Source organism: Pseudomonas sp. SDO5591_S426 (assembly GCF_054070755.1).
Genome location: NZ_JBSVXD010000074.1, coordinates 1 through 26,624, shown reverse-complemented (window position 1 = coordinate 26,624; position 26,624 = coordinate 1). Strand labels below are relative to the sequence as shown.

Annotated in this window: 18 protein-coding genes; 15 read left to right on the top strand and 3 right to left on the bottom strand. The window is 59.9% G+C overall.

Annotated features, from left to right (window positions below):
• Positions 1-50: 50 nt before the first annotated feature.
• Positions 51-1,091, bottom strand: a complete 1,041-nt coding sequence (locus tag ACW9JC_RS16165; RefSeq protein WP_457456021.1) for an Ldh family oxidoreductase — start codon at positions 1,089-1,091, stop codon at positions 51-53.
• Between the two features lie 219 nt (positions 1,092-1,310).
• On the opposite strand from ACW9JC_RS16165, the gene ACW9JC_RS16160 reads away from it, so the two are divergent.
• Positions 1,311-6,119, top strand: coding sequence for a dermonecrotic toxin domain-containing protein (locus ACW9JC_RS16160; protein WP_457456019.1), 4,809 nt, complete (start codon positions 1,311-1,313; stop codon positions 6,117-6,119).
• 219 nt (positions 6,120-6,338) lie between these two features.
• Entirely contained in the window at positions 6,339-7,343 is a 1,005-nt protein-coding gene (locus tag ACW9JC_RS16155) for a FecR family protein (protein WP_457456017.1), read from the top strand.
• 56 nt (positions 7,344-7,399) lie between these two features.
• Here the strand turns inward: ACW9JC_RS16155 and pvdQ are convergent, their stop codons facing one another.
• Complete coding sequence (gene pvdQ / locus ACW9JC_RS16150) at positions 7,400-9,745, bottom strand: bifunctional acylase PvdQ (protein ID WP_457456015.1); 2,346 nt, start codon at positions 9,743-9,745, stop codon at positions 7,400-7,402.
• A 260-nt stretch (positions 9,746-10,005) separates the two neighbouring features.
• Here pvdQ and ACW9JC_RS16145 point away from each other — a divergent pair, with 260 nt between their 5' ends.
• Entirely contained in the window at positions 10,006-10,377 is a 372-nt protein-coding gene (locus ACW9JC_RS16145; protein ID WP_416126857.1) for a fe2+ zn2+ uptake regulation protein, read from the top strand.
• 33 nt (positions 10,378-10,410) lie between these two features.
• Here the strand turns inward: ACW9JC_RS16145 and ACW9JC_RS16140 are convergent, their stop codons facing one another.
• Entirely contained in the window at positions 10,411-10,599 is a 189-nt protein-coding gene (locus tag ACW9JC_RS16140) for a hypothetical protein (protein ID WP_457456013.1), read from the bottom strand.
• 158 nt (positions 10,600-10,757) lie between these two features.
• On the opposite strand from ACW9JC_RS16140, the gene ACW9JC_RS16135 reads away from it, so the two are divergent.
• From ACW9JC_RS16135 to ACW9JC_RS16080, 12 genes are all read left to right on the top strand, one after another.
• Positions 10,758-10,898 carry a hypothetical protein gene (locus ACW9JC_RS16135; RefSeq protein ID WP_170948656.1) on the top strand — a complete coding sequence of 47 codons (141 nt, stop codon included), beginning with the start codon at positions 10,758-10,760 and terminating at the stop codon, positions 10,896-10,898.
• 319 nt (positions 10,899-11,217) lie between these two features.
• Positions 11,218-11,664, top strand: coding sequence for a DUF411 domain-containing protein (locus ACW9JC_RS16130; RefSeq protein WP_457456011.1), 447 nt, complete (start codon positions 11,218-11,220; stop codon positions 11,662-11,664).
• Positions 11,664-12,098 carry a YqaA family protein gene (locus tag ACW9JC_RS16125; protein ID WP_338586506.1) on the top strand — a complete coding sequence of 145 codons (435 nt, stop codon included), beginning with the start codon at positions 11,664-11,666 and terminating at the stop codon, positions 12,096-12,098. Before ACW9JC_RS16130 ends, ACW9JC_RS16125 begins: the two co-directional genes overlap by 1 nt.
• Positions 12,099-12,180: 82 nt before the next feature.
• Positions 12,181-13,206 carry an alpha/beta fold hydrolase gene (locus tag ACW9JC_RS16120; protein ID WP_457456009.1) on the top strand — a complete coding sequence of 342 codons (1,026 nt, stop codon included), beginning with the start codon at positions 12,181-12,183 and terminating at the stop codon, positions 13,204-13,206.
• Between the two features lie 13 nt (positions 13,207-13,219).
• Positions 13,220-14,173: a D-2-hydroxyacid dehydrogenase family protein gene (locus ACW9JC_RS16115; RefSeq protein WP_457456007.1), complete on the top strand. Its 954-nt coding sequence runs from the start codon at positions 13,220-13,222 to the stop codon at positions 14,171-14,173.
• Between the two features lie 602 nt (positions 14,174-14,775).
• Complete coding sequence (gene glgA, locus ACW9JC_RS16110; protein WP_457456005.1) at positions 14,776-16,362, top strand: glycogen synthase GlgA; 1,587 nt, start codon at positions 14,776-14,778, stop codon at positions 16,360-16,362.
• A gap of 12 nt (positions 16,363-16,374) precedes the next feature.
• On the top strand, positions 16,375-18,171 hold the full coding sequence (treZ, locus tag ACW9JC_RS16105) for a malto-oligosyltrehalose trehalohydrolase (RefSeq protein ID WP_457456003.1): 1,797 nt from the start codon (positions 16,375-16,377) through the stop codon (positions 18,169-18,171).
• Positions 18,168-20,246, top strand: coding sequence for a 4-alpha-glucanotransferase (gene malQ, locus ACW9JC_RS16100; protein WP_457456001.1), 2,079 nt, complete (start codon positions 18,168-18,170; stop codon positions 20,244-20,246). The genes treZ and malQ overlap by 4 nt, the downstream gene beginning before the upstream one ends.
• Positions 20,243-23,017 carry a malto-oligosyltrehalose synthase gene (locus ACW9JC_RS16095; protein WP_457455999.1) on the top strand — a complete coding sequence of 925 codons (2,775 nt, stop codon included), beginning with the start codon at positions 20,243-20,245 and terminating at the stop codon, positions 23,015-23,017. Before malQ ends, ACW9JC_RS16095 begins: the two co-directional genes overlap by 4 nt.
• A gap of 21 nt (positions 23,018-23,038) precedes the next feature.
• A complete protein-coding gene (locus ACW9JC_RS16090) occupies positions 23,039-23,356 on the top strand; it encodes a DUF2934 domain-containing protein (RefSeq protein WP_457455997.1) in 318 nt (105 codons plus the stop codon).
• 88 nt (positions 23,357-23,444) lie between these two features.
• The gene (gene glgX, locus ACW9JC_RS16085; protein WP_338580724.1) at positions 23,445-25,604 is read left to right on the top strand and encodes a glycogen debranching protein GlgX; all 2,160 of its coding nucleotides are present in this window, start codon (positions 23,445-23,447) and stop codon (positions 25,602-25,604) included.
• A gap of 207 nt (positions 25,605-25,811) precedes the next feature.
• The gene (locus ACW9JC_RS16080; protein ID WP_457455994.1) at positions 25,812-26,570 is read left to right on the top strand and encodes a PIG-L deacetylase family protein; all 759 of its coding nucleotides are present in this window, start codon (positions 25,812-25,814) and stop codon (positions 26,568-26,570) included.
• Positions 26,571-26,624 lie beyond the last annotated feature (54 nt).

Genomic DNA, 26,624 nt, shown 5'->3' with positions numbered 1-26,624 from the left:
TCGACTGAAACTCCCTCATCGCGGGCAAGCCCGCTCCCACAGGTGTTGTGTCAGCTGCCCGCCAATTCCCGCAAATTCGCCAGTGTCTGCTCATCCAGCACAATGCCATCGGTTTGCGACTTGGCGCGCTGATAATGACGGCGATCACCCGGCAAACGCTTCAGCCCCACACCATGCATCTGCCGCACCAACTCCTGACTGCGCTCAGCAAAGCTCTGCCCGGCGGCTTTGCTCGGATCGATGACAATCAGCAATTGGCCGGTCCACGGCGTCTTCGCGCCCGGATGATTTTTCCAGTCGAACTCGAAGGAAAAATTGCCTCCGGTCAGCGCTGCGGCCAACAGCTCCACCATCATCGATAGCGCCGAGCCCTTGTGCCCGCCAAACGGCAACAACGCGCCGCCTTCCAGAATCGCTTTCGGGTCCTGGGTCGGCTGACCGAGGCCGTCCACGCCCATGCCCGGTGGCAAACGCTCGCCCTTGCGCGCGGCAATCTGCACGTCGCCATGGGCAATGGCGCTGGTGGCCAGATCGAACACAATCGGCTCACCGTCGGCACGCGGCGCGGCAAAGGCAATGGGGTTGGTGCCGAACAACGGCCGATCGGCGCCGTGGGGCACGACGCAGGTCATGCTGTTGACCACGCTGAGCGCCACCAGCCCTTCATAGGCAAAGGGCTCGACGTCCGGCCACAACGCGGCGAAATGGTGCGAATTGCGGATCGCCAGGACTGCGATGCCGGCGCTGCGGGCTTTTTCCACCAGCAATGCCCGGGCAGCAGCGAGGGCCGGTTGCGCGAAACCGTTGCCGGCATCGACCCGCACGAATCCCGAAGCCACATCCTCAACCACGGGAACGGCCTTGCCGTTTACCCAGCCGCTGTTCAGGGTCGAGACATAACCGGGAATGCGGAACACTCCGTGACTGTGCGCACCGTCGCGTTCGGCGCCGGCGCAGTTTTGTGCCAGCACCCGAGCGACATCGGCCGACGTGCCGTGACGCAGGAAGATCTTCTCAAGCAATGCCGTCAGTTCAGCCAGCGACAGGTTTTGCGAGACAACAGTAGACACATGATCGTGTGGCGCAGACATCTGAAGCTCCAGACTAATTATTGGAGGGGGCAACAGCGTACGTAGACCGCCGATTAACAACGCGCGGCGAGTGCGCTGTCAACCCTTCGATTGCGCCTGTTTGCACGAACATGGGCCTGCCGTGCGTTAACTATCTACCACCCGTGCCGTGGCCCCGGCTTTTAGTCTCGACGCTCCATCCAGTGGCGCTCTGCGCCGCGTCTTGCTCGAGACTCGATAATGCCTACATCCGCTGATCCGCTGTTTTTCCCCGAAGCCCTGCAGTCGCCCGGCCTTTGGGCTGAACTGGGCAAAACCCACGGACTTTCGCAAAAGGATTTTGAATGGTTAAAACACATCGAATTGGCCACTCAGACGCTACGCAGTCAACAGTCGCCAACGATGCTCGCCGAAAGAATTCTGCTCGGCATTGCCGACCAGGAACCGATGCCCCTGGCCGGCAGTTTCGTGTTGAGCCCCGCGCCGGAAAACAGCGGCGTGATTGCCTACAGCCCCTACACCGGTATTCAGAAGTACTACAGCCGCGCGGCGTTGACCGAACACCTGGTACAGCAACTGAACGAAGCAACTGAAGATGACAAACTGCTCGCCTGCATGTCCCTGCACCGGCGCAAGACGCTCGCGGCAGCCACCCATGTAAAGGTGACCTACCAGACGATCGATGGCGACGTATTCGAAGACCAGCGTGCCGCCATTGGCGATAACCGGGGCCTGAACGACCAGGCCATGATCGATGAGCTGATGGCGCTGCCAACGCTCACTTCGTTGCTCGATACAGTACTTGCCGAGTTGCTGGCACCCACGTTTCCCGGACTCGACCAGCGTCGGACCCAAGTAAATTTCTATGCTGCTTCCCCTACAGACCCGAGCGCCGGACCCACTCGCCTGTGGATCAACTCCCTGTCATTGAGCGCCGCAATTCTGTCGTATTACCGTGAGCAGCAATGGCCAACCGGTCAGCACGTTGAGTTTTCCCACCCGCAAAAAACCGCAGCAAGCACTGATCAGCAGCACTGGGACTTCGCAGTCAAAACCGTTTGCGCAAAATTGTTCAGCCTGCTGTCGACGCAACTGGAGCAGTTCTGGAACGCGGCCAGCGCCGATGGTGTGTCACGACGGGAGTTTTTTGCCAAGGCCATTCGTGAACAGGCACGAGCAGACATCCTGCTCAAGCGTGAGGCCAAGATTATCAGTCCCGAACAGAGCACGGTGTTGCATACCCTCATCGAACCGGTTTCCGACAAAGCTCGCGGCCCTGCCCTGGAAACCGTGCGCCTGTGGGAACACCAGGCCAATTATGTAGAACTGGCGGGTTCGCTGATGATCAGCCACGCCAAAGCCTGTCTCTACACTCCCACCCACGGGCTACAGGTGCTCAAGGACTACCAGGACTTGAAAGACACTTTGCGCAGCAAATTCAACGCGGCCGGTCACGAAGACGAACTTTACGGCCTGCTGAGCCTGGACGAGCGCAACCGTTTTATCGGATTCCAGCAACCCCATGTCACCGGTGAAGTGATTTCAGGGTCGATTTTCAAAACACTGTTTGAAGCGATCATCGTCAAACAACAACAGAACCTGGAACACGCCCTCCAACTGTTGCGTTACAGCGACAACGCCGTAGATATCCATGCCTTGTTCGATAAGGCGCTGGATATACGTTCCATGATCAGCGAGCGGTTGCTGGCGCTTCAGGCTGACGGGCGCTGGAGTACCCGGCCCGCGCTGTCCGGCAGGCAAACGCCATCCCTGGTTCTTGCTGATACCGCTGCGGCGTTCGTCAAGACTTTCAGCGACGTCGAATCGCTGGTCAGCGCTGAATTCGGCGCACAGCCCTTGACCTCGCTGGCGCTGCAAAAGGTCTATCTGGAAAACGTGAAGTCACGCCTGGCCCATGCCCTTTCCGTCGGCGTGCGCGGGGAGGCGCGACTGCGGGCACTCGGTTCAACGTTGCGCAATACAGATCGGGCCATTGTCGACACCGTGTTCAACCCTGACCAGCCGGATCGCGCCAATCGCAACATTCTCAACGGGTTTCGGCCGGACGCCTACTCATTGGTCCTTGAGTGTGCCGGTCAGGCTGATGTCTTGCCGCTGGCCAATTGCTTTCTGCTGACCGAGCGCGGCGGACTCGACATTCAGCACTCGGGGCGAGCCCTGCTCTGGACGCCGGCGACGGGGCTGGAGGTTTTCAATGACGTTGACCGTGCAAAACAGGAACTGGACCGACGCTTGCTGGACCCTCGAAAGCGCCTGATGCTGCTGGAAAACCTCACCCCTACACAGCGCCAGTTCCACCAACGTTACTCACTGAACTCGTTGCGGTTGATCGATGGCAATGTTCTGCAGAAACTGACGCAATCAGCCATCGAGCATTTTCTGGGTGCTTGCGAACACGCGCGTTCACTGGAGCTCACCGCGGCTCAAAAACACAGCGCGTTAAACAAACTGGCGCAAGCCGCAATCGACACCAATTTGCGTCGAGCCGCGCAGCTTTCGCAAGCCATTGCCCATCAACACTCCTTGCCGGCCTGGCTCGGTTTGGCGCCGGTAGAAGCACAGCAGTTGCACCTCGAACTGCTGCAGCAGTACCTCAATAATGTCAGCGATGACAAAGACTATCTCAGCGACCTGCCAACCCTGACAGCACATGTTCACGATACGCTCGCGACGTTACTACGCAGTCGCTTCCCCGGAGCCGTGACCGAGCCGGACGACATTGAAATAGTCCCGGATCTGGCCTTGGCCGGACCATCGCTCAGCCTGACCGGGTTTGCCCTGAATCCTGCCAGCATTGCCCAGGGTTCGGGGTTCAGCGTCCGGTCCAAACCCGGCGCGGTGCTTCCAGCAACCCTCGATCAGAAAGCGGTTCGACAGCTATTGTTGTCACTGGATATACAGGGTGGATTCGCCAAAAAAATAGTCGATCGTCTTTCTGACGGCAGCGATGAGGCCAAGGTTCGATGCCTGCGCTTCATCCAACAATTGCCCTGGCAACTCATGCAGCATGCCCATGCCCTGCACCTTCAACAACGACTGTCCGCGGCGGCGTTCGACTTGATCCAGCAGATCCTGGACATGCCCGATGACATTGCCAGGGCGGCGGTGCATGGCGCCCACGCCATCATGCGTCCATTGGCGTTGATCAAGACAGCTGGCACTGCCGCAGTCAGCGCTCTGGGCTTGTACCTGATCGGCCCGGGTGCCGGACATAAAGGCCCGCAGATCCTCTATGCGCCTTACCACACAGGTTCGCTTTTTACCGAGTTCGACAGTGAGATCACCCTGCTCGCCGCAATCCATGCCAAGGGTCCGTTACAGGATCTGCTGATTCGCCGGCTGCCGGAAAACCAACAGTCCGTGTTCCGCAACTTGCTCCAGCTCACCGCCGGTCAATCGATCGAGATCACTCTTGCTTCCACCCACCTCGACGGCAATTTGTTGACCCGAATGTTCAGCGACAACACCAAACTGCTAAAGCACCTGCTGGACAGTCTGTCGTCGACGTCGGCCCAGTCGGACTGGAGCACGGTAGTCAACTTGTTCAGCTCCGGAATCAAACGGATTGCCGGCCTGTTGCCCGGTAAACTGGCCTACGCGCAGTTCCTGTGGCAAAGCTTCAAAGATGCCAAGGCCTCCGCTGAGGATCTGCAGGATCACCACTGGAAACGGGCACTGGAGGAATTTATCGCCGGTGCCGTGCAATTGATCTCGTTGGGACGGCTGTCGCTGGAAGGCTCCATTGAAACTTCCTCGGTGCCTGCTGAAACCGCACCTGTGGCGAGGGCCGTAGAAACCCCGCAGTGGGAGAAAATCCAGCCGACAGCGCCGATGCGCACGCTGCAGCAGCCCTTCGAAACCCCAAATGTTGCCTTGAAAGATCTGACCAGCCAGCCAGGTGAAGGCACGTTCCTCGACCCGGTCAGCAAACATCAGTTCGCCGCTGTCGCCGGAAAAGTCTACCGCGTCGACAAACCGGGCGCGGTCTTGCAACTGCACAATGCCAGCCAGGCAGGACCTTCCCTGCTGAAGGCGCCAGGCGGGCAACAGGTGATGGACCTGGATGCGCACACCGTGCACTTCGGCAAGGCCTTGTCGAAGATGCACAACGAGTATGCGGCCAGCCATGAAGTCAACCGAGCGCTGAACATTGAAGCGCGGGGCATGACCGCCATTCGCTTGTTGCAACCGGACCGGGCGCGCCAGATCGTGCAGGCCATCGATATGGCGCGCTTTTATGCGTTCAACAGCCTGCATAACCTTGCGAAACCCAGACCGCTTGTGGCTGGCACCCGCCTGAATACCTTCCTCAAGAGCTTCTTTGACGTCACCAGCGTTGACGCGCAACTGATCGATAAAATCAAAAAAGCCATTGTTCCAGTGTGCAACGCCCTGGTGGACCCGAATGAGGACTACATGAACACCGAACGTTTTGTCATCGGCTCCAACCGATTCCCGAACGCCAACATGATTGCCTTCGTGGTGGACAAGGATGCGCGCAAGGTCGTGCATTTCACCGAGAAGTTTTTCGATCAGCAACTCGATTGGTACAAGTCGTGCCTGACCGAGCCTTTCGATGTCGACGCCCACAGCCAGGCCTCCACCCTGATTCACGAGTTTTCGCACCTTTATTCAGACGCCCTGGACATTGCGTCACTGGAAGCTCGCCGCCCTTTCAGCGACCTCGTTGCCCCCAATACCGCCTATGGCGCGGCCATGAAAAATACTCAACAGGTGTTTCAGCGTGAGGCACTGTCACTGGCAACACCGCCAGAGGAACTGTTCTCCCGCTGGAGTGGCGCTGCACAAGCCTGGGTCGGTCTGGACAACATTGTCAGCACCGAGCACGTGGGCAAGGCGATCCTCAAAATCACCGGCTGCGCCACGATGGCCGAGGCGCGCACGGCGTTCCTCGACCCACTAAAAGCGGACGCGCGGATTGACGTCATCTTGCGCAACGCCGACTCGATTGCCTTTTTGATCGGTCAAATGGGCCGGCAACTGGACCCGGTGCCTGCACAGTCCTGATGTGACCCTGAAAAATGCGCAGAGCCGCTGTTCTGCGCAGCTATCAGGCAAATAGAGAACTTTTTGATCAAATTTTCACGCAGGGTATGAATACTGCTGCCCGCTGGCGTGTTTATCGCCAGCGGGCAAAAATAAACACACTTTGATGGGTAATTGCCATGACAGATGTTCTCGGCGGTGGCCCCTCAAGGTTAGAATGGCGGAAATCAGGATGAGTCAATGACCGACCACTCTCTCTCCCAAGCCGAATACGACGCCATCACCGATGCCGCAGCGCACTGGTGCATGCGCTTGCATGCCGATGACTGCACCGCGCAGGAACGTCTGGCGTTCGAGCAGTGGCTGGATGCCGACCCGCTTCACGCATTCGAATACGAGGCGATGCTGGAAATCTGGGATGTTGCAGGGGATCTGCCTCGTCCCGAACCTGTCGTCGTGCCAATGGTGCCGGTAAAACACCAGACACCGTGGCGCACCTTCGGCATGGCCGCGGCCGTATGTGCACTGGCGTTGCCACTGGCGGCCTATAGCGGCTGGAACCTCGGTTGGCTGCCCAATTCGTACCAGCATTTCGAAGCGACCAACAATGTGCGTCAGGTCACCTTGAAGGACGGCAGCCAGGTAGAACTCAACCTGGGCAGCGAGCTGACCTACAGCAACTACAAGGATCGTCGCCAGGTCAGCCTGAATAAAGGGGAAGCCTTCTTCAGCGTGACTCACGACAGCAGCCACCCGTTCGTGGTCAAGGCGGCCGAAGGCAAGATCCGCGTCACCGGGACCAAATTCAACGTCTGGATGTATGAAGACCAGGTGAAAGTGAACCTGATCGAAGGTTCGGTGCTGGTCAGCAGCAATGACGACTTGCCGGGGGACGGCTTGAGGCTCGGTCCATCGATGCAGGCGAGCTACGGCCACGGCGACTACATTCCGCGGATCCGCCAGACCTACGACAACGACAATTCGCTGGCCTGGCTCAACGGCAAACTGGTGCTCGACAATCTGGCGCTGAGTGAAGCGCTGCCCTTGATCAACCGGTATCTGGAAACGCCGTTGATGGTTGCCGACAACAGCACCGGCGCGATACGCATTGGTGGCATCTACAACATCAAGGAACTCAACACCCTGGTGACGACCCTGCCCAAGGTGCTGCCGGTCTACCTGACCCGTAATGAAGAGGGCAATCCAGTCCTCAATTCCATCCCGCAAAAACCTCCGAAAAGCTAAAAGGCCGCAACCCTCGCGGGGTGCGGCCTTCGTCTGTCTCTCAAACACTCATCACATTATTGCGCAGCCACCTTCGCGGCCTTCTCGTCCTGTTCGCGGATCGTCAGGGACTGATATTGCGGATCGGACTTGATCTGCTGTTCGGTAAACGGCAACACGCTCAGTTGTTTCCTGGAAAACGCCAGTGTCTGGTCTCGCGAGTATTTCGAGGCCGGGTCACTGGACAACGAGAACGCCAACAGCCCTTTGGCTTGCGGTCCCTTTTCATCGAAGGTCACCACTTGCAAGTAGCTGGTGCCGCTGACCACTTCACGCTTGCCGTCGGTTCTCGGTACGCTTTGAATGGCGTTGTAGACGCCCAAAGTTCCCGGCCCACCGTGAATCGGCGTTTGCTGGCCGCCACTGCTGACCACCTGGATGTCACCCCAGCGGCTGTCCTTTTTCAGCCCTGAAGCATTGACCTGTTCCACCGACGCGAGCATCGCCTGACGCAGCGCCTGCGCCACTTCCGGCCGGTCGACCGCCAGGCCACGCGGTGTGTGTTGCGGGTCTTGCGGATCGAATGCTACACGCCAGACCTCAGGCGCCTGCTCCAGCGGTTCCATGACATTCTGGAAATGCACGAAGCCCAGCCCACTGTCGATATTCGCCTTGCGATCCCAAGCCTTGAGACTGGCGCACAGCGGTGCCAGCGTTTTCGCATCGGCACCCAAACCGTCCGCGCAGAATTGCAGCAGATCCGGCATGACTTGCGCAGCTTGATACACCTGATCGTCCATCACCATGTGTTGCAGATCCGTCGCTGCCAGCGGGCCGGCCTTGGTTAAGGTGTTCAGGCGATCCAGGGCGAAACGCGAGCGCAGGCCCAATGGCTGGCTGTCCTGGCTGATCAATGGCGAGAAACCGGTCAGCGGTTGCGCCGGGTTGGCCATCCACGCCGAATCGTTGGAATGCTGCACGAAATCCTTGCGCAACAATTGCGGCAGTTTATCCGCCGCATAAATGCCTTTCTGTGCGGCTTGCGGGTCGATGTCCCACGCACAGGCGCTGTTGGAGCCGTCGAGGACGATCATCTGCAAGCCGATCCGTGGATCGCTGCACTGGGCCAGCTTCTCGGCACTCACGTTCGGCACCACCGACAGGTTCATGTATAGCGTTTGCCCCTTGTCGTCTGCCGCCAGCGTGTTGACCCACGGGATGCCCTGGATCTTGTGGACGCTGTCCTGGAAATCCTTGAGATTTTCGGCACGGTTCATCGCGTACCACTGTTGCAGAACGCGGTCGTTATCAAGGTTGGCGTCACGCAGGCTGTAGGCAAACTGATTGTCCCAGTCCAGTTTTCCAGGCCACTGCACGATCGGGCCGAATTGCGAACTGTACACATCACGGGAAACCGCTTTCACTGAACCGTCCGGCTGCTTCACGTCGATCGTCAGCGTTTGCTTGTCCATCGGCAAAGACTTGCCGTCGAGCAGGTAACGGGTTGGATCCTTGGGGTCCAGTTGCAGGCGGTACAGGGTGAAATGCTTGGACGAGTCCACGGTGTGGGTCCAGGCCAGGTGCTGGTTGAAACCGATGTTGATCATCGGCAGGCCCGGCAACGCGGCACCCATCACATCCAGTTTGCCGGGGATGGTCAGGTGCATCTGATAAAAACGCATGCCGCCGACCCACGGGAAATGCGGATTGGCCAGCAGCATGCCGCGGCCGTTGAAGGAACGATCACTGCCCACCGCCACGGCATTGCTGCCGCGGTCCAGGGCAAAACGCTGCTGGCGCATGTCCGCCACCTGGAACGCTGTCTGCTTGCGGGTATTTGCGGCGACAGCTGCCGGCGGCGTGGCACCCGCCAAAGCCTCGGCAAACTGGCCGACACCACCTTCTACCAACAGTCGGCGGGTTAACTTGACCAGATCCATTGCCGTGATTTCACGCACCCAGTCGCCCTGGCACTGTTGCGGCAAACCCTGTTCACGACGCTCCGCCAGCGAGCGGTTGTAGCCGGCCACATAGCCTTCCACCAGTTCACGCACTTCAGGGGTTTGCGCCTGCCAGAACCCGGCAACCGCTTGCGGGGTGTTCAACCAGGTGAAAAACAGGTCGCTGACCTGGTTCTCACGCTCTTCGACCGTGAGTTGATCCGGGCCGAAAAAACGCGAGCGTTGACCGTTCACCGTGGCAATCTCATTAGCCAGCAAACACAGGTTATCCTGAGCGTAGGCATAGCCGATTCCGTAACCGAGTCCGCGCTCGTTCTCGGCACGAATGTGCGGCACGCCGAAACTGGTCCGGCGGATATCGGCACTGGCCTGCTCAGGCTGACTGCGCGCGTTCGCCGCAAGACTCAGCCCCAGAAACACACCCGCCAGGCTCAACCTGGTTAACTGGCTGGAAATAATCACACTCGCTCCTGATCGAAAAACGATGGTCACAGTTCTGCGTACAAACACGCACTGCGCATCCTGTTAGGGACGAAGCAAACGAAAAAAATTTAGGAGATTGAATAGCGACCGCGCACCGCGAAACAGAGGCGTCTGACAGACCGATGACGTAATGACGACAAAATTTCTACATTTAAGTCTTCATGATTTTCATCGCTCATACGTCTTGTTAGGTAAGAGCGCCCATTTTTTCCGATCAGGCTCTGAAAAGGAGTTTTCCCATGTACAACTCGCAACTGCCAACGGACGGTAGCAAAGCGCCAAAGGGCACCGCCCTTGGAGTCGGTGTATTCGAGCAGCCCACCGAACTTCACGGCAACGAGCGGATTCGCTTCCTGCTTAAAAGCTTTGGCCTGCGAACCAGTCTGATTCGCCTGAAAGTCATCGACGCCCTGCTGACGGCCGCTGAAAGCGACCGCAGCCTGGGTGTGCGTGGTGTGCACACTCATTTGCTGGAGCTGGATATTCCGCTGTCCTTCCTGAGTGTGCGCGAAGTGTTGAAACGCCTGTGCAGCGAAGGCGTGATCGTGCTCAACGCCGACAAAAGCTACAGCCTGGACCCTCGGGCCGCGGCCGTTCTGCACCACCACTGATCAACTACGGAGCAAGCACCTGAGCGTCAGGGCTCAGGGCTTGACCTTGCGACGTATCACGCCGTTGATCACGACCACGACCACCGCTACGCCGATGGCGATGTACTGAAACTGTTTTTCGCTGATGACGCCGGTGTTCTGCAAATACGACAGGCCAAACATGATCCCGAGCACCACCAGGGCGATCAGAATCGAATATTTCAAACGTTGCGACTGGGTCATTGGCAGTTCCTGAATCTGAATAAATGTATCCGCTTTGTATCCGAATGCATGCCAAGCCTCTACCGAGTTTCGGGGATGGGCCGCTGCAAACGGGGTCTCATGTTACAGCCGATGAAGAGTTTTGGCTTCACTGCGGCGATAACCATGAGGAGTTACAAATGTTGCGTCGAATCACACTGCTGATTCCCCTGCTGGCCCTGCTGTCCCTGAGCGGCTGCATCGTTTTCCCCCACGGCGGCTGGCACCATGACCGTCACTACGATGATCGTGGCGGACCTGGTTACTACCCGCATCGATAAATCGCTGACTGCTACAACGCTCACTTTGTAGCAGCTGGCGAAGCCTGCGTCCGGCTGCGCAGCAGCCGAAAAAATGCACCCTCAATCTATCTGATAGAACTCAGCGTCTGGATTTGCGACTGCTTCGCAGCCGGACGCAGGCTTCGCCAGCTGCTACGAACCTGACAATCTTGTAATGCTCCCCTCATCTGCCTGACAGCCTTGATCTACGATGATAGAGCTACGCAGGCTGTATCACTTTGAAACACACCGTGAATGCCTGTCCGGAAAAACCGGGCAGAATGCGTTTTTTCGCCCGCAATCCGAGACCCATCCCGACATGCGAATCCCTCTGCGTCTGGCTGCCTTGAGCGCCCTGTTGATTTCCTCCCTTGCCCAGGCCGCCGACCTGATCCCGATCGAAGTTCACCGCGACGCCAACTGCGGCTGCTGCAAAAAATGGATTACCCACCTGGAGGCGAACGGCTTCAAGGTCGAGGACCATGTCGAAGCCAACATGAGCGAATTCAAGCAACAGCACGGCGTGCCACCGCGCCTGGCGTCGTGCCATACCGGTTTGATCAACGGCAAATTCGTCGAAGGCCATGTGCCGGCGGATCAAGTGCTGGCCCTGAGCAAGCGCGATGACCTGCTGGGCGTGGCCGCTCCGGGCATGCCAATGGGCTCGCCCGGCATGGAAATGGACGGCATGAGCGATGCGTATCAAGTGATCGGCCTGAAGAAGGACGGCACTGACGTGGTCGTGGCGGACTACCCCGCCCATTGATCTTTGGCGCTTACATCGGCTTGTTTCTGGCGGCTTTCGGTGCCGCGACGCTGCTGCCCCTGCAATCCGAAGCAGTGCTCGTCGGGCTACTGCTCAGCGACAAATACTGGCTGTGGGCGCTGCTGGCCGTGGCGACGCTGGGCAATGTCCTCGGCTCGCTGGTGAACTGGTGGCTGGGGCGAGCCGTCGAGCGCTTCCGTGATCGACGCTGGTTTCCGGTCAGCCCGGCCCATCTGGAAAAAGCCCGAATTCACTATCAGCGCTATGGACATTGGTCGCTGCTGCTCAGCTGGCTGCCGGTGATCGGCGACCCGCTGACCCTGGTCGCCGGCGTAATGCGTGAACCGCTGGGGCGTTTCCTGCTGATCGTGACCCTGGCCAAGGGCGCCCGATATGGCGTACTGGCTTTGGCCACTTTGGGCTGGATGGGTTGAACCAACCGATGCGGTGATTGCCTGTTTAATGTCGCCCTAATCATGCCGATCCAGCATCGGCGGATTTCCAATGGAGTTCTCTATGCCCTTCACTCTTCCCCGTTGGCTGCCCGGCCTGCTGTTGACTGCCGCCCTGCCTGTCATCGCGCATGCCGAAGGCCCGGCATATGGTCCCGAGCTGCAAGGTTTCGAGTACCCCTATACGGTCAAGCATTTCGCCTTCCAGTCCCAAGGCAAATCCCTGCAAATGGGTTACATGGACGTCGCCGCCCACGGTAAGGCCAACGGTCGCAGCGTGGTGCTGATGCACGGCAAGAATTTCTGCAGTGCAACCTGGGAAACCTCGATCAAAGCGCTGAGCGACGCCGGTTACCGGGTTATCGCCCCGGACCAGATCGGCTTCTGCACCTCCAGCAAGCCTGATCACTATCAGTACACCTTCCAGCAACTGGCGAGTAACACTCAACAATTGCTCAAGGCGCTGGGCATTCAGAAGGCGACCCTGCTCGGCCACTCTACCGGCGGCATGCTCGCCACCCGCTATGCCCTGCAATATCCCGAACAGGTCGAACAATTGGCATTGGTCAACCCTATCGGCCTGGAAGACTGGAAAGCCCTCGGCGTGCCGTATCGCTCGGTGGATCAATGGTACGAGCGCGAGCTGAAACTCAACGCCGAAGGCATCCGCAATTACGAGCGCAACACCTATTACGGCGGTCGCTGGAAGCCTGAATTCGATCGTTGGGTGGACATGCTCGCCGGCCTCAACAAAGGTACGGGGCATACACAGGTCGCATGGAACTCGGCGTTGATCTACGACATGATCTTCACCCAGCCGGTGTACTACGAATTCCAGAACCTGAAGATGCCCACCCTGCTGCTGATCGGGACGTCCGATACCACGGCCATCGGCAGTGATATCGCTTCGCCCGAGGTCAAGGCGAAAATCGGTCACTACGACGTTCTTGGCAAACAAGTGGCGAAACTGATTCCCCAGTCGACACTGGTCGAATTCCCCGGCATGGGCCACGCCCCGCAGATGGAAGAACCGGCGCAGTTTCACCAGGCATTGCTTGGCTGGCTGAACAAAACCAACCCCGTGCGTTAATGAGGTAAGGCTGATGGCGGTGCAGATTGCAGTGATTGACGATTGGCAGGATGTCGCCCGTAACGTGGTCGACTGGTCGCTGCTGGAAGACATTGGCCAGGTGAGTTTCATCCACGACTATCCGGCCGACAATGAAGCCCTGGCGCAGCGCTTGGGCGACTTTGAAGTGATTTGCGTGATGCGTGAGCGCACCCGATTCGACGCAGAGCTGTTGGGGCGCTTGCCGAAACTCAAGTTGTTGGTGACCGGAGGCATGCGCAATTTCGCCCTGGACTTGAACGCGGCCAAGGCGCTGGGCATTCAGGTGTGCGGCACCGACAGCTACAAACACGCCGCCCCGGAGCTGACCTGGGCGCTAATCATGGCCGCGACCCGCAACCTCGTCGTCGAAGCCAATGCTCTGCGCGCAGGCCAATGGCAACAAGGCCTGGGTGGCGATCTGCATGGCAAGACCCTGGCCATTCTCGGTTTGGGCAGCATCGGCCAGCGTGTCGCGCAATTCGGCCAGGTGTTCGGCATGCGTGTGATCGCCTGGAGTGAAAACCTGACCGCCGAGCGGGCCGAGCAAGTTGGCGTGACCTACGTCAGCAAGCAGGAATTGTTCGAGCAGGCCGACGTGTTGTCCGTTCATCTAGTCCTCAGCGACCGCTCTCGAGGCCTGGTGAACGCCGAGGCCTTGAGCTGGATGAAGCCCACCGCGCTACTGGTCAACACCGCACGCGGGCCGATCGTCGATGAAGCGGCGTTGATCAAGGCCTTGCAGAAACAACGACTGGCCGGCGCGGCACTGGATGTTTTCGAAGTCGAGCCATTGCCACCGCATCATCCGTTCCGGACCCTGGACAATGTGCTGGCCACGCCGCATGTCGGATATGTCAGCCAGCAGAATTACCATTTGTTCTTTTCGCAGATGATTGAGGACATCAAGGCTTGGTCCGCGGGTGAGCCCATTCGTGTATTGAGCTGATACCGCGTCATCGTTCATCGCGAGCAGGCTCACTCCTACAAGGGATCTTCATTCGACACAGGCTCAGTGCCTGACAAAGATTCAATTTAGGAGCGAGACTGCTCGCGATGAAGCCCTGACTGCCACCACATAAGTCGAAATCGCGCACCGCAATGGTGCAAACCAACTGTTCACCCACGCACATCGATGTGACAGTTCTGCTTCATTTCTTTCCAGTTTCTCAAAAAAAACTGCCCTTCGTCGGTGCGTTCGCCCCGCAATCCGGCACGTCCGTACCTCTTTGAACCGATTGTCGAACAATTTTGCCATTCGCGCTTTACCGCTCTAAGTTCTGGTCTAGGCTCACTTTCGCGGGTCGAAACCGGCCGGTCACAAAGTGGAAAAAAAGGCGAAACTTTTGCCCCCCGTGGTCGGTCGACTGAAAGGTAGGTGCGTTGCGACTGGTGCATTCCTTGCAATGGTCAATTCACCCATTCTGCTTCAGCGCATTTGGGCAGCGCTTGCTCACCGATGTGCAGCGCTTTTGCGCCCGGCCACAGGAAGTGGCCATGAAAAACCGTTTGCCAGTGCTAAGAATTAGATCAACAACACGGGAGATTCATATGATAAGTACGGCTTTAGATGTTCAGGGAGAACGTGCTCATCAGCATGTCGGCGAATCCAGCACCGTAAGTGCTCCCACTGCCCAATCGATCAGCGTTCCCGGCACCAAGACGCTCGCCCCCGTGGCCAGCCAGAATCCCAACAAGAAAAAAGTGTTGTTCGTCACTTCGGAAATTGCCGACCTGGTGAAAACCGGTGGCCTGGGCGACGTCTCTGCTGCACTGCCACGGGCCATGGCCCATCTGCACGATGTGCGAGTGTTAATCCCCGGTTACCCGCAGGTGCTGCACAGCGAAAACCCCATCCACATCATCGGCGAACTGGGTGGGCATGCCGCGCTGCCACCGTGCAAGATCGGGCGCATGGACATGCCCGATGGCCTGGTCATCTATGTGTTGATCTGCCCTGAACTCTACGAGCGCGAAGGCTCACCCTACGGTGCCAACAACGGTCGCGATTGGCCGGACAACCACATTCGCTTCGCCCGCCTGGGCCTGGCGGCTGCCGATATCGCCGCCAACCTCGCACAAATTCACTGGTGCCCGGACCTGGTGCACGCCCACGACTGGCCGGCCGGTCTGGCGCCCGCCTACATGCACTGGCGTGGGCAGCGCACCCCGACGCTGTTCACTATCCATAACCTCGCCTACCAGGGCGTGACCAGCCTGGGATCGTGCCCTGAACTGGGCATTCCCCATCACGCGCTGCAACAGGAAGGCATGGAGTTCTACGGTAAGATGTCGTTCCTCAAGGCCGGGATGGCCTATTCGAGCCACATCACCACCGTCAGCGCGACCTACGCCCAGGAAATCACCACCCCGGCTTTCGGCTGCGGACTCGACGGTTTTCTCGCCGCCAAGACCCAGCAAGGCCTGCTCAGCGGCATCCCCAACGGCATCGACGAGAGCTGGGACGCCGCCACCGATTCGCATCTGTTCTGCCCGTTCAGCATCGGCGAGTGGGAAGGCAAAGCGGTCAACGCCGCTCATGTTCGGCAGTTGTTTGGCCTGGATGATTCCGAAGGTCCGCTGTTCGCCGTGGTTTCGCGACTGGTTTACCAGAAAGGCCTGGACCTGACCGAAGCGGTGTCCGAATACATCGTCAAATCCGGCGGCCAGATTGCGATCATCGGTCGTGGCGAGCCGGAAGAAGAACAAGCCATGCGCGAACTGGCCCTGCGTTTTCCGGGGCAGATCGGCGTGCGCATCGGCTTCAACGAAACCGATGCCCGGCGGATGTTTGCCGGCAGCGATTTCCTGCTGATGCCTTCGCGTTATGAACCTTGCGGACTGAGCCAGATGTACGCCCAGCGCTTCGGCTCGTTGCCGGTGGCCCGCAATACTGGCGGTCTGGCCGACACCATTGAAAACGGCGTGACCGGGTTCCTGTTCGATGAATCCACGGTGGAGAGCTATCAGGAAGCCCTGAGCCGAGCGTTCAAGGTTTTCGCCTTTCCCGAACTGCTCAATGCCATGCGCTGCCGAGCGATGGCCGCGCCTTTCAACTGGTGCAAGGCGGTCGAACCCTACGCCGAACTTTACGAACAACTGGTGGCAAAAGCCTTGGGGAAATCGCACAAACAGTAAGAGGTTTACAAGATGCCGTTACGGACCCTTGAGACCTGGCCCCACGGCGCAATCAAACTGGACGCGGAACAAACGCAATTTGCGTTGTGGGCGCCAGATGCGTTTTACGTCAGTGTCGAACTGGAAAATGGACAGTCCTTGCCGTTGTTGCCTCAGGCTGACGGCTGGTTCGTGATCAATACCCGCTGCCCGGCGGGTACGCGATATCGCTACAACATCGACGGTGAACTGGATGTGCCGGACCCGGCCTCGCGTGCGCAGGCCGGGGGCATCGACCAGCCCAGTCTGGTGGTCGATTCTCTCGCCTACCAATGGCAACACAGCACTTGGCTGGGGCGACCGTGGAACGAAGCGGTGATCTACGAGTTGCATGTCGGTGCGCTCGGCGGCTTTCAGGCTGTCGAGCAGCATCTGGCGCGCCTCGTTGAACTGGGTATTACCGCGATCGAGCTGATGCCCGTGGCGCAGTTCCCCGGCGAGCGCAATTGGGGTTACGACGGGGTGCTGCCCTACGCGCCCCAAGCGTCCTATGGTTCGCCCGAACAGCTCAAGCATATGATCGACACGGCCCATGGTTGTGGCCTCGCGGTGATTCTCGACGTGGTCTACAACCACTTCGGACCGGACGGCAACTACCTGCATCGCTACGCCAAGGGTTTCTTCCGCGAAGACAAGCACACGCCTTGGGGTGCCGCTATCGACTTCCGGCGCCGAGAGGTGCGCGACTTTTTCATCGAAAACGCCTTGATGTGGTTGCTGGAATATCGTTTCGACGGATTGCGGCTGGACGCGGTCCACGCCATCGAAGACCCGGATTTCCTTCAAGAGTTGGCGCAACGCGTACGTCGCCAGACCGATCCGCTGCGCCACGTCTGGCTGATGGTGGAAAACGAACACAATCAGGCCAGCCTGCTGCAACAGGGTTTCGATGCCCAGTGGAACGATGACGGGCACAACGCCCTGCACGTGCTGCTGACCGGCGAAACCGACGCCTACTACGCCGATTACGCGCAAAACCCCACCGAACAACTGGCGCGCTGCCTGAGCCAGGGTTTCGTGTTTCAGGGCCACATCGATCGTCACGGCAAGCCGCGCGGCGAGCCCAGTGGGCACTTGCCACCGAGCGCTTTCATTCTGTTTTTGCAGAATCACGATCAGATCGGCAACCGCGCCTTTGGCGAGCGCCTGCATCAACTGGCCCATCCCGATGCATTGAAAGCCGCCACCGCGCTGTTGCTGCTGTCGCCGATGATTCCGTTGATGTTCATGGGCGACGAGTTTGCCACCGAGCAACCGTTCCTGTTTTTCACCAGCCACCACGGTGAACTGGCGAAACTGGTACGCGAAGGACGGCGTAACGAGTTTGCCGCGTTCAGCGCGTTTGCTGATCCGCATCAGCGCGAGCAGATTCCCGACCCGAATGCGTCACAGACTTTCGAGGCATCGCGGCCCATGTTGACGGTCAACGGACCTTGCACCATGCAGGATCTGTATCGGCAACTGTTGCAGATCCGCCATCGGCAGATCATCCCGCGCCTGCCCGGCACCCAGGCGCTGGATGCCGACGTGCTCGGCAAAGGTGCGGTGAGCGCGTCCTGGCGGCTGGGTGACGGCAGTCACTTGCGCATTGACTTGAACCTCAGCGCCACAGCGGTGCCCCATTCTCTGCCGGCCGGTGCTTCGCTGCTGTTCGAACACCCGCCGCATTCTGCCGCGCGCCTGGATCAAGGCACGCTGCCCCCGTATTGCGCGCTTGTCAGCCTCACCGCCGCAAGCCCTATGCTACCCCTTGATGGAGAGCGCCAATGAGCGATGCGCAACTGGAAATCCTCGCCAGCCGTGCGGGCCTGGCGGTCGACTGGATCGACGCCAATGGTCGCCCGCAAAAAGTCGCGCCCTCAGTGCTGCGCAACGTGCTTACCGGCCTCGGTCATCCGGCCGGGAGCGCACAGGAAATCGATGCCAGCCTGCTCGAATTGCAGCAAGTGCAGCAAACCCGGCGCCTGCCGCCGTTGATCACCGCCGACTTCGGCGTCGGCCTCAATCTGGGGCATCACTTTGAACCGCATACGCCCTGCGAGATTCACCTGGAGGACGGTTCGCGGCTCAACCTCAAGCTCGACAGCGAGGCGGTGTTGCCGGGTTTGATTCCGGTCGGTTATCAGCACGTCAGCATCGACGGACAAACCTTCACCCTGGCCGTGGCCCCGGAGCGCTGCTACAGCGTCGGCGATGCCGTGGACAGCCCGATTCCGCGCACCTGGGGCCTGAGCGTGCAGCTGTACGCCTTGCGCCGCGCCGGTGATGGCGGGTTCGGCGATACGCAGGCCCTAGAGGATCTGGCGCGGGTGGCGGGTGAGCGCGGTGCCGAAGCGCTGGCGATCAGTCCTCTGCACGCGATGTTCGCCAGCGACACCCGGCGCTATAGCCCTTATTCGCCGTCCAGCCGCTTGTTCCTCAACAGCCTGTATTGCGCGCCAGGAGCGATTCTCGGCGAGCGCGCGCTGCGTACTGCCATCGACGCCACCGGACTGGCGATCGAACTCAAGCATCTTGAAGAGCTGCCTTTGATCGACTGGCCCACCGCCGCCGAAGCCAAGCACCGGTTGTTGCAAGCGCTGTACGAAGGCTTTGTGCAGGGCGAACATCCGTTGCATCCCGACTTCAGCAGCTTCCGTCACGCCGGCGGTGAAGCCCTGGAAAACCACTGCCGCTTTGAGGCCATACAAGAGGCACGCGCAGCAAACGGTGAAAGCCTCGACTGGCGACAATGGCCCGAGCAATGGCGCAACCCGCGCAGCGCTGCCCTGGCCGAATTCGCCGAGGAAAATGCCGGACGCATCGGCTTCTTCGTGTTCTGCCAATGGCTGATCACACGCTGCCTGGAGCGTGCACAAGCCGCCGCCCGCAGCAGCGGCATGAGCATTGGCCTGATTGCCGATCTGGCCGTCGGTGCCGATGGAGGCGGCAGCCAGGCCTGGAGTCGCCAGGATGAATTGCTCGCTGCGCTCACCGTCGGCGCACCGCCGGACATTCTCAACCGCACCGGTCAGGGCTGGGGGATTTCCGCGTTTTCCCCCGAAGGTCTGGTGCGCAACGGTTTCCGCGCTTTCATCGAAATGCTCCGCGCCAATTTCGCCCATTCCGGAGGCCTGCGCATCGACCATGTCATGGGCCTTCAACGCCTGTGGGTCATTCCCAACGGCGCGCCGCCCGCCGACGGTGCCTATCTTTACTACCCGGTGGATGACCTGCTGCGCCTGCTGACGCTGGAATCCCATCGCCACCAGGCCATCGTCCTCGGCGAAGACCTCGGCACGGTGCCCGATGGCCTGCGGGAAAAACTCATTGCCCGCTCGATGCTGGGCATGCGGGTGCTGCTGTTCGAACAGGACAACACTCACTTCAAACCGATTCTCGACTGGCCGGACAACGCCTTGGCGACCACCAGCACCCACGATCTGCCGACGCTCAACGGCTGGTGGCATGGCCGCGACATTGACTGGAACGCGCGCCTCGGGCTGGTCGACGCCAATGGAGAAATCGAGTGGCGCCAACATCGTGAACGCGAGCGCGAAGGCCTGCGCCGGGCGTTGAGCGAGGACCCGCAGAACTTTCGCGAAGAGTCCCACGAAACCGATCAGGTGCTCGACGCCAGCGTGCGTTTCCTCGGCCACACCCGTGCACCATTGGTGTTGCTGCCGTTGGAGGATGCGCTGGGCATCGAACAACAGGCGAATCTGCCGGGCACCATCGACACCCATCCCAACTGGTCGCGACGCTTGCCGGGGTACAGTGAAGCCCTGCTCGACGATCCGGACGCCGCCCGGCGCCTGGAGCTGCTCGCCTGTGCGCGACTTCAGGCGGCCGAGCGTGACCTATGACTCAAGCATCCGTGCAGCCGCTGCGGGCGACCCTGCGGCTGCAATTTCATAAAGGTTTCACCCTCGATGATGCGGTGCCGCTGGTGCCGTACTTCGCCCGCCTCGGCATCAGCCATGTGTATGCCTCGCCGCTGTTGAGCGCGCGGGCCGGGTCCATGCATGGCTACGACGTGGTGGACCCGACCTCGGTCAACCCGGAATTGGGCGGCGAAACGGCGTTGCGTCGACTGGTCGCGGCATTGCGCGGGCAGAACATGGGGCTGATCCTCGACATCGTCTCCAACCACATGGCGGTCGGCGGTAGCGACAATCCCTGGTGGCTGGACTTGCTGGAATGGGGGCGCCTTAGCCCCTACGGCGAGTTCTTCGACATTCAGTGGCATTCCTCCGATCCGTTGATGGAAGGCCAGTTGCTGCTGCCATTCCTGGGCAGCGACTATGGCATTGCCTTGCAGGACGGCACCCTGCCCCTGCGCTTCGATGCCCAATCGGGTGCATTTCATGTCGAGCACTACGAGCATCACTTCCCGATCCGTCCTGCGGACTACGGCGAACTGCTCAAGTCCGACAACGAACAACTCAAATCACTGGCCGACCGCTTCAGCACCTTGAGCTATCAGATGGACGCTCACAGCCTGGCCAAGCCATTGAAAGACGAGTTGCGCGAGCTGGCCAGTGATCCGCTCATACTTCAGGCCATCGAACACAATCTAAGCGCCTACGACTCACTCACCGCCGACGGTTTCCAGCGCCTGCATAACCTGCTGGAACGCCAGAGCTACCGTCTCGCCAGTTGGCGCACGGCAGCAGACGACATCAATTGGCGGCGTTTTTTCGATATCAACGAACTGGGCGGTTTGCGCGTCGAACGTCCCGCCGTGTTCGAAGCGACCCACGCGAAAATCTTCCAATTGGTGGCGGACGGCTTGATCGACGGCCTGCGCATCGACCATATCGACGGCCTCGCCGACCCTCGGGGTTACTGCCGCAAACTGCGACGACGGGTCGACAGTCTGGCGCCGGGCCGACACCTGCCGATCTATGTCGAGAAGATCCTTGGCGAAGGTGAAACCTTGCACCGCGACTGGTCGGTGGATGGCACCACCGGTTATGAATTCATGAACCAGTTGTCGCTGCTGCAACACGATCCTCAGGGTGAACAGACCTTGGGTGAACTCTGGCATCGGCACAGCGCACGGCCGGCCGACTTCCGCCAGGAAGCGCAACTGGCGCGCCAGCAAATCCTCAACGGTTCGCTGGCCGGGGATTTCGAAAGTGTCGCCCAAGCCTTGTTGCAAGTGGCCCGGGACGACCTGATGACCCGCGACCTGACCCTCGGCGCTATCCGCCGTGCGTTGCAGGAGCTGATCGTGCATTTCCCGGTGTACCGCACCTACATCAGCCCATTGGGACGCTCCGCTGAGGACAACGTATTTTTCCAGCAGGCCATGAACGGTGCCCGACAAACCCTTGGCGAAGCCGACTGGCCGGTGCTAGATAACCTGGCCGGTTGGCTGGGCGGCGAACCTTGGCGCAAACGCCCGGCGGGTCGCGCACGCAAGCGTCTCAAGCATGCCTGCGTGCGCTTTCAACAGCTCACTTCACCGGCCGCGGCGAAGGCGGTGGAAGACACGGCGTTCTATCGCTCGGCCGTGTTGCTGTCGCGCAACGATGTCGGGTTCAGCACTGAACAATTCAGCGCGCCGGTTGCTGACTTTCATCAGGCGTGCATCCAGCGCCTGGAAACGTTTCCCGACAATCTGCTGGCCACCGCCACCCACGATCACAAACGCGGCGAAGACAGCCGCGCGCGTCTGGCGGTATTGAGCGAACGCAGCGCCTGGTATGCCGACCAGATCGGCCTGTGGCACGCCCTCGCCCGCCCCCTGCGCAACGATGATCAACTGCCGTCGGCGGCGGACGAATTGATCCTGTATCAAGCCATTCTCGGCAGTTGGCCACTCGATCTGCGCAGCGATGATCTCCCGGCCTTGAAGGTCTACGCCGAACGCCTGTGGCAGTGGCAACAGAAAGCCCTGCGCGAGGCCAAATTGCAGAGCAGCTGGAGCGCGCCCAACGATACCTACGAGCAAGCCACCCAGGCCTTCGTCCATGGCCTGCTGCTGACACCGGAAGGCGAACTGTTGCGCTCGGCCCTGGGCAAAGCGGCGCAAGCGCTTGCCGTTCCCGGCGCACTCAACGGATTGGCGCAAACCTTGCTGCGCATGACCGTGCCGGGGGTGCCGGACCTCTATCAGGGCAACGACTTCTGGGACTTTTCCCTGGTCGATCCGGACAACCGCCGGCCGGTGGATTACGCCAGCCGCGAGCAAGCGTTGCAGCACGCGGTCGACCTTCCCAACCTTTTGGCTAACTGGCGCGACGGGCGCATCAAGCAAACCTTGATTGCGCAAGCCTTGAACCTGCGCGCCGAGCATGCCGAGCTGTTTCGGCGCGGCACTTACCAGCCGCTCGAAGTGCTGGGCAGCGAGGCCGGTCGAGTGTTGGGTTTTGTCCGCGAACGGGAAGGCAAACGGGTCATCGTCATCGTGCCGATACGCTGTGCCGAACTGCTGAAAAACAGTGCCGCCCCCCACGTCAACGCGCCGCTGTGGGGCGACACCCGGGTCAAATTGCCGTTCACCGAACCCGAAGAAAATCTGAAGGGACTTTTTTCCAGCGTCGCAGTCACACAACACAAGGAGCTGATGATCAGCGCCGCGCTGGGGGACTTCCCGGTCAATCTCATTATCCAAACTACCCACACTTGAGTTCAGTTCAGGAGCATTGCGATGAGTACCGACGATAAACGCATCCGCGAGTTTGCCTATCAGATCTGGGAATCGGAAGGTAAGCCAGAGGGCGAGGAAGCCCGGCATTGGGAGATGGCGCGCAAGCTGGCCGAAGCCGAAGCCCTGGCGCCGAAAAAACCGGCTAAAGCGGCTGCAAGCAAACCCACCGCCAGCAAAACCCTCAATGGCAAGGCTGGCGATAGCAAAATCGCCGCGCCAAAGGCCAAAACCAAACCGGCGGCGGCCTCTGCCGTTATCCCTCCCGGGGAAAAAGCCGTGAAAAAGCCTCGCGCAGCGCGGAAACCGCCGGCGGTCTGACTTTTTCAAGCGTTGTACCGATTGACTGCGTGGCGAGTTCTCTCGCCACCGAGGGCGCGTTCGCCCGGTAAAAACTGCAGGAGCACTTATGACCCGTCCAAAGAAAGACACACCAGCATCCCAAACCGAGCCCTCGCGTATCCGTGAAGGACTGCCCTTTCCGCTGGGTGCGACCTGGGATGGGCTGGGTGTCAATTTCGCCTTGTTTTCCGCCAACGCCACCAAGGTCGAACTGTGCATTTTCGACGACGCCGGCGAAGTGGAGATCGAACGCATCGAACTGCCGGAATACACCGACGAGATCTACCACGGCTACTTGCCCGACGCCCATCCGGGGCTGATCTACGGCTACCGCGTCTACGGTCCGTACGACCCGGCCAACGGCCATCGTTTCAACCACAACAAGCTGCTGATCGATCCTTACGCCAAACAACTGGTCGGCAAATTGAAGTGGTCCGAGGCGCTGTTCGGCTACACCATCGGTCACCCTGACGCCGACCTCAGTTTCGATGAGCGCGACAGCGCGCCATTCGTGCCCAAATGCAAGGTCATCGACCCGGCGCACACCTGGGGCCACGACCATCGCGTCAGCGTGCCGTGGGACAAGACGATCATTTACGAGACCCACGTGCGCGGCATCAGCATGCGCCACCCTTCCGTCCCCGAGAATCTGCGAGGCACCTTCGCCGGGTTGATGGTCGATGATGTGCTCGAACATATCCGCAAACTCGGCGTGTCCACCGTCGAACTGTTGCCGATCCATGCCTTCGTCAATGACCAGCATTTGCTGCACAAGGGCATGACCAATTACTGGGGCTACAACAGCATCGCCTTCTTCGCCCCCGACCCGCGTTACCTGGCCAGCGGCAAGATCGCCGAATTCAAGGAAATGGTCGCGCACCTGCACGAAGCCAACCTGGAAGTGATCCTCGATGTGGTCTACAACCACACCGCCGAAGGCAATGAACAAGGCCCGACCCTGTCCATGCGCGGCATCGACAATGCCTCTTACTACCGCTTGATGCCCGACGACAAGCGCTTCTACATCAACGATTCCGGCACCGGCAATACCCTCGACCTGAGCCACCCGTGCGTGCTGCAAATGGTCACCGATTCCCTGCGCTACTGGGCTTCGGAAATGCACGTCGACGGTTTCCGCTTCGACCTGGCGACCATTCTCGGGCGCTATCACGACGGCTTCGACGAGCGTCACAGTTTCCTCGTGGCCTGTCGCCAGGACCCGGTGCTGCGGCAGGTCAAGCTGATTGCCGAGGCTTGGGACTGCGGCCCCGGCGGCTATCAGGTCGGCAACTTTCCACCCGGTTGGGTGGAATGGAACGACAAGTTTCGCGACACCGTGCGCGCCTTCTGGAAAGGCGACGACGGCCAATTGGCGGACTTCGCCAGCCGCATGACCGCGTCCGGCGAGATGTTCAACCAGCGCGGACGGCGCCCTTATTCATCGGTGAACTTCGTCACCGCTCACGACGGTTTCACCCTCAACGATCTGGTGTCGTACAACGACAAACACAACGAAGCCAACGACGAAAACAATCAGGACGGCAGCAACAACAACCTGTCGTGGAACCACGGGGTCGAAGGCCCTACCGACGACCCTGAGATCACCGCCCTGCGCCATCGACAAATGCGCAATTTCTTCGCCACCTTGCTGCTGGCCCAGGGCACGCCGATGCTGGTGGCCGGTGACGAATTCGCCCGCACCCAGGACGGCAACAACAATGCCTATTGCCAGGACAGCGAGATCGGCTGGGTCAATTGGGACCTGAGCGAGGACGGCAAGGCCCTGCTCAAATTCGTCAAGCGTCTGATCAAGCTGCGCCTGGCCTACCCGATCCTGCGCCGTGGGCGTTTCCTGGTGGGCAATTACAACGAGGACATTGGCGTCAAGGACGTCACCTGGCTCGCGGCGGACGGCACCGAGATGACCACCGAGCATTGGCATGACGCACACAATCGCTGCCTCGGCATGCTGCTTGACGGGCGAGCCCAGGAAACCGGCATCCGCCGCAAAGGCGCCGACGCCACCCTGTTGCTGGTGGTCAACGCCCATCACGACATCGTCAACTTCCAGCTGCCGGAAGTGCCTGACGGCGGATTCTGGACCTGCATGATCGACACCAACCAGCCGTCGATTCGCGGCCAGGAACGCTTCGAGTTGGGCCACGAGTACTCGGTCACCGGCCGTTCGCTGCTGTTGTTCGAATTGCAGCGAGAGGAAGACGAATGAGCTGAAGCGCAGGCTTGTCAGATAAAAAAACACTTCGGATCAAGCTCAGAGGCGACGGATAGCGCTTCATGAGCAATACTCGATGCGCGGCATTCCAGGGTTCGGAGTGCCGCGAAGGGCTAACAACCCGTCCTCACGGGTCTGCCGGGCTTGCCTGCAGCAAGTATTGCGCACGACTGAAGGCGAAACGAAACAAGGACGTCACCCATGAAACCTGTTTCCATCAGTGAACACAGCCTGCCAGCACAGATCTGGAACAGCGCCCCGCAACTGGACAATATTCCGGTTATCAACACACAGTCGCTGGTCCCACCAGGAGCTCGCGCCGTGGTGATCGCCCCGCATCCGGGCGATGAAGTGGTGACCTGCGGCGGACTCCTGCAATTACTCAGCGCCATGGGCCATCCGCTGCAATTGATTTCGGTGACCGACGGCAGTGCCAGTCATCCGGGATCACAGCAATGGTCGGAGAAACGCCTCAGCGTGTTTCGCTCTCAGGAAAGCGTTGAAGCCCTGCGCCGGCTCGGGTTGCCGATGCACAGCCTGAAATGGATTCGCGGCGGCTTCACCGACAACGCCCTGGCCGAACATGAACAGGCATTGACCCGCTTCATCGCCCGCTACCTGCGGCCCGGCGACGTGGTGTTCAGCACCTGGTCCCAAGACGGTACCCGCGATCACGACGCCGTCGGCCGTGCCAGCGCCGCCGCCGCAAACATCGCCGGTGCCGACTTCAATGAAGTACCGGTCTGGGCCTGGCACTGGCCAACGCGCGACCGGGATTCGATCCCCTGGCAGCGTGCCCGCAAGGTACGCCTGGACACCTGGACCGTCGCGCGCAAAAGCCACGCGACCCATGCCTACGCCAGCCAGCTCGACGGTGAACCGGCGATCGGCATCGCCCCGCTACTGCCACGGATCCTGCTGGAACGGATGCGCTTGCCGTATGAAATTGTCTTCATCTGACACCCCCAAATTCCCTGTAGGAGCTGCCGCAGGCTGCGATCTTTTGATTTTTTA

What these genes read in the sequence shown, in the direction of transcription:
- glgX (WP_338580724.1), top strand. Translation starts at nt 23,445, where the DNA reads ATGACCCGTCCAAAGAAAGACACACCAGCATCCCAAACCGAGCCCTCG.
- ACW9JC_RS16145 (WP_416126857.1), top strand. Translation starts at nt 10,006, where the DNA reads ATGTACAACTCGCAACTGCCAACGGACGGTAGCAAAGCGCCAAAGGGC.
- ACW9JC_RS16090 (WP_457455997.1), top strand. Translation starts at nt 23,039, where the DNA reads ATGAGTACCGACGATAAACGCATCCGCGAGTTTGCCTATCAGATCTGG.
- ACW9JC_RS16155 (WP_457456017.1), top strand. Translation starts at nt 6,339, where the DNA reads ATGACCGACCACTCTCTCTCCCAAGCCGAATACGACGCCATCACCGAT.
- glgA (WP_457456005.1), top strand. Translation starts at nt 14,776, where the DNA reads ATGATAAGTACGGCTTTAGATGTTCAGGGAGAACGTGCTCATCAGCAT.
- ACW9JC_RS16140 (WP_457456013.1), bottom strand. Translation starts at nt 10,599, where the DNA reads ATGACCCAGTCGCAACGTTTGAAATATTCGATTCTGATCGCCCTGGTG.
- ACW9JC_RS16130 (WP_457456011.1), top strand. Translation starts at nt 11,218, where the DNA reads ATGCGAATCCCTCTGCGTCTGGCTGCCTTGAGCGCCCTGTTGATTTCC.
- ACW9JC_RS16120 (WP_457456009.1), top strand. Translation starts at nt 12,181, where the DNA reads ATGCCCTTCACTCTTCCCCGTTGGCTGCCCGGCCTGCTGTTGACTGCC.
- ACW9JC_RS16135 (WP_170948656.1), top strand. Translation starts at nt 10,758, where the DNA reads ATGTTGCGTCGAATCACACTGCTGATTCCCCTGCTGGCCCTGCTGTCC.
- treZ (WP_457456003.1), top strand. Translation starts at nt 16,375, where the DNA reads ATGCCGTTACGGACCCTTGAGACCTGGCCCCACGGCGCAATCAAACTG.
- malQ (WP_457456001.1), top strand. Translation starts at nt 18,168, where the DNA reads ATGAGCGATGCGCAACTGGAAATCCTCGCCAGCCGTGCGGGCCTGGCG.
- ACW9JC_RS16080 (WP_457455994.1), top strand. Translation starts at nt 25,812, where the DNA reads ATGAAACCTGTTTCCATCAGTGAACACAGCCTGCCAGCACAGATCTGG.
- ACW9JC_RS16115 (WP_457456007.1), top strand. Translation starts at nt 13,220, where the DNA reads ATGGCGGTGCAGATTGCAGTGATTGACGATTGGCAGGATGTCGCCCGT.
- ACW9JC_RS16095 (WP_457455999.1), top strand. Translation starts at nt 20,243, where the DNA reads ATGACTCAAGCATCCGTGCAGCCGCTGCGGGCGACCCTGCGGCTGCAA.
- ACW9JC_RS16160 (WP_457456019.1), top strand. Translation starts at nt 1,311, where the DNA reads ATGCCTACATCCGCTGATCCGCTGTTTTTCCCCGAAGCCCTGCAGTCG.
- ACW9JC_RS16165 (WP_457456021.1), bottom strand. Translation starts at nt 1,091, where the DNA reads ATGTCTGCGCCACACGATCATGTGTCTACTGTTGTCTCGCAAAACCTG.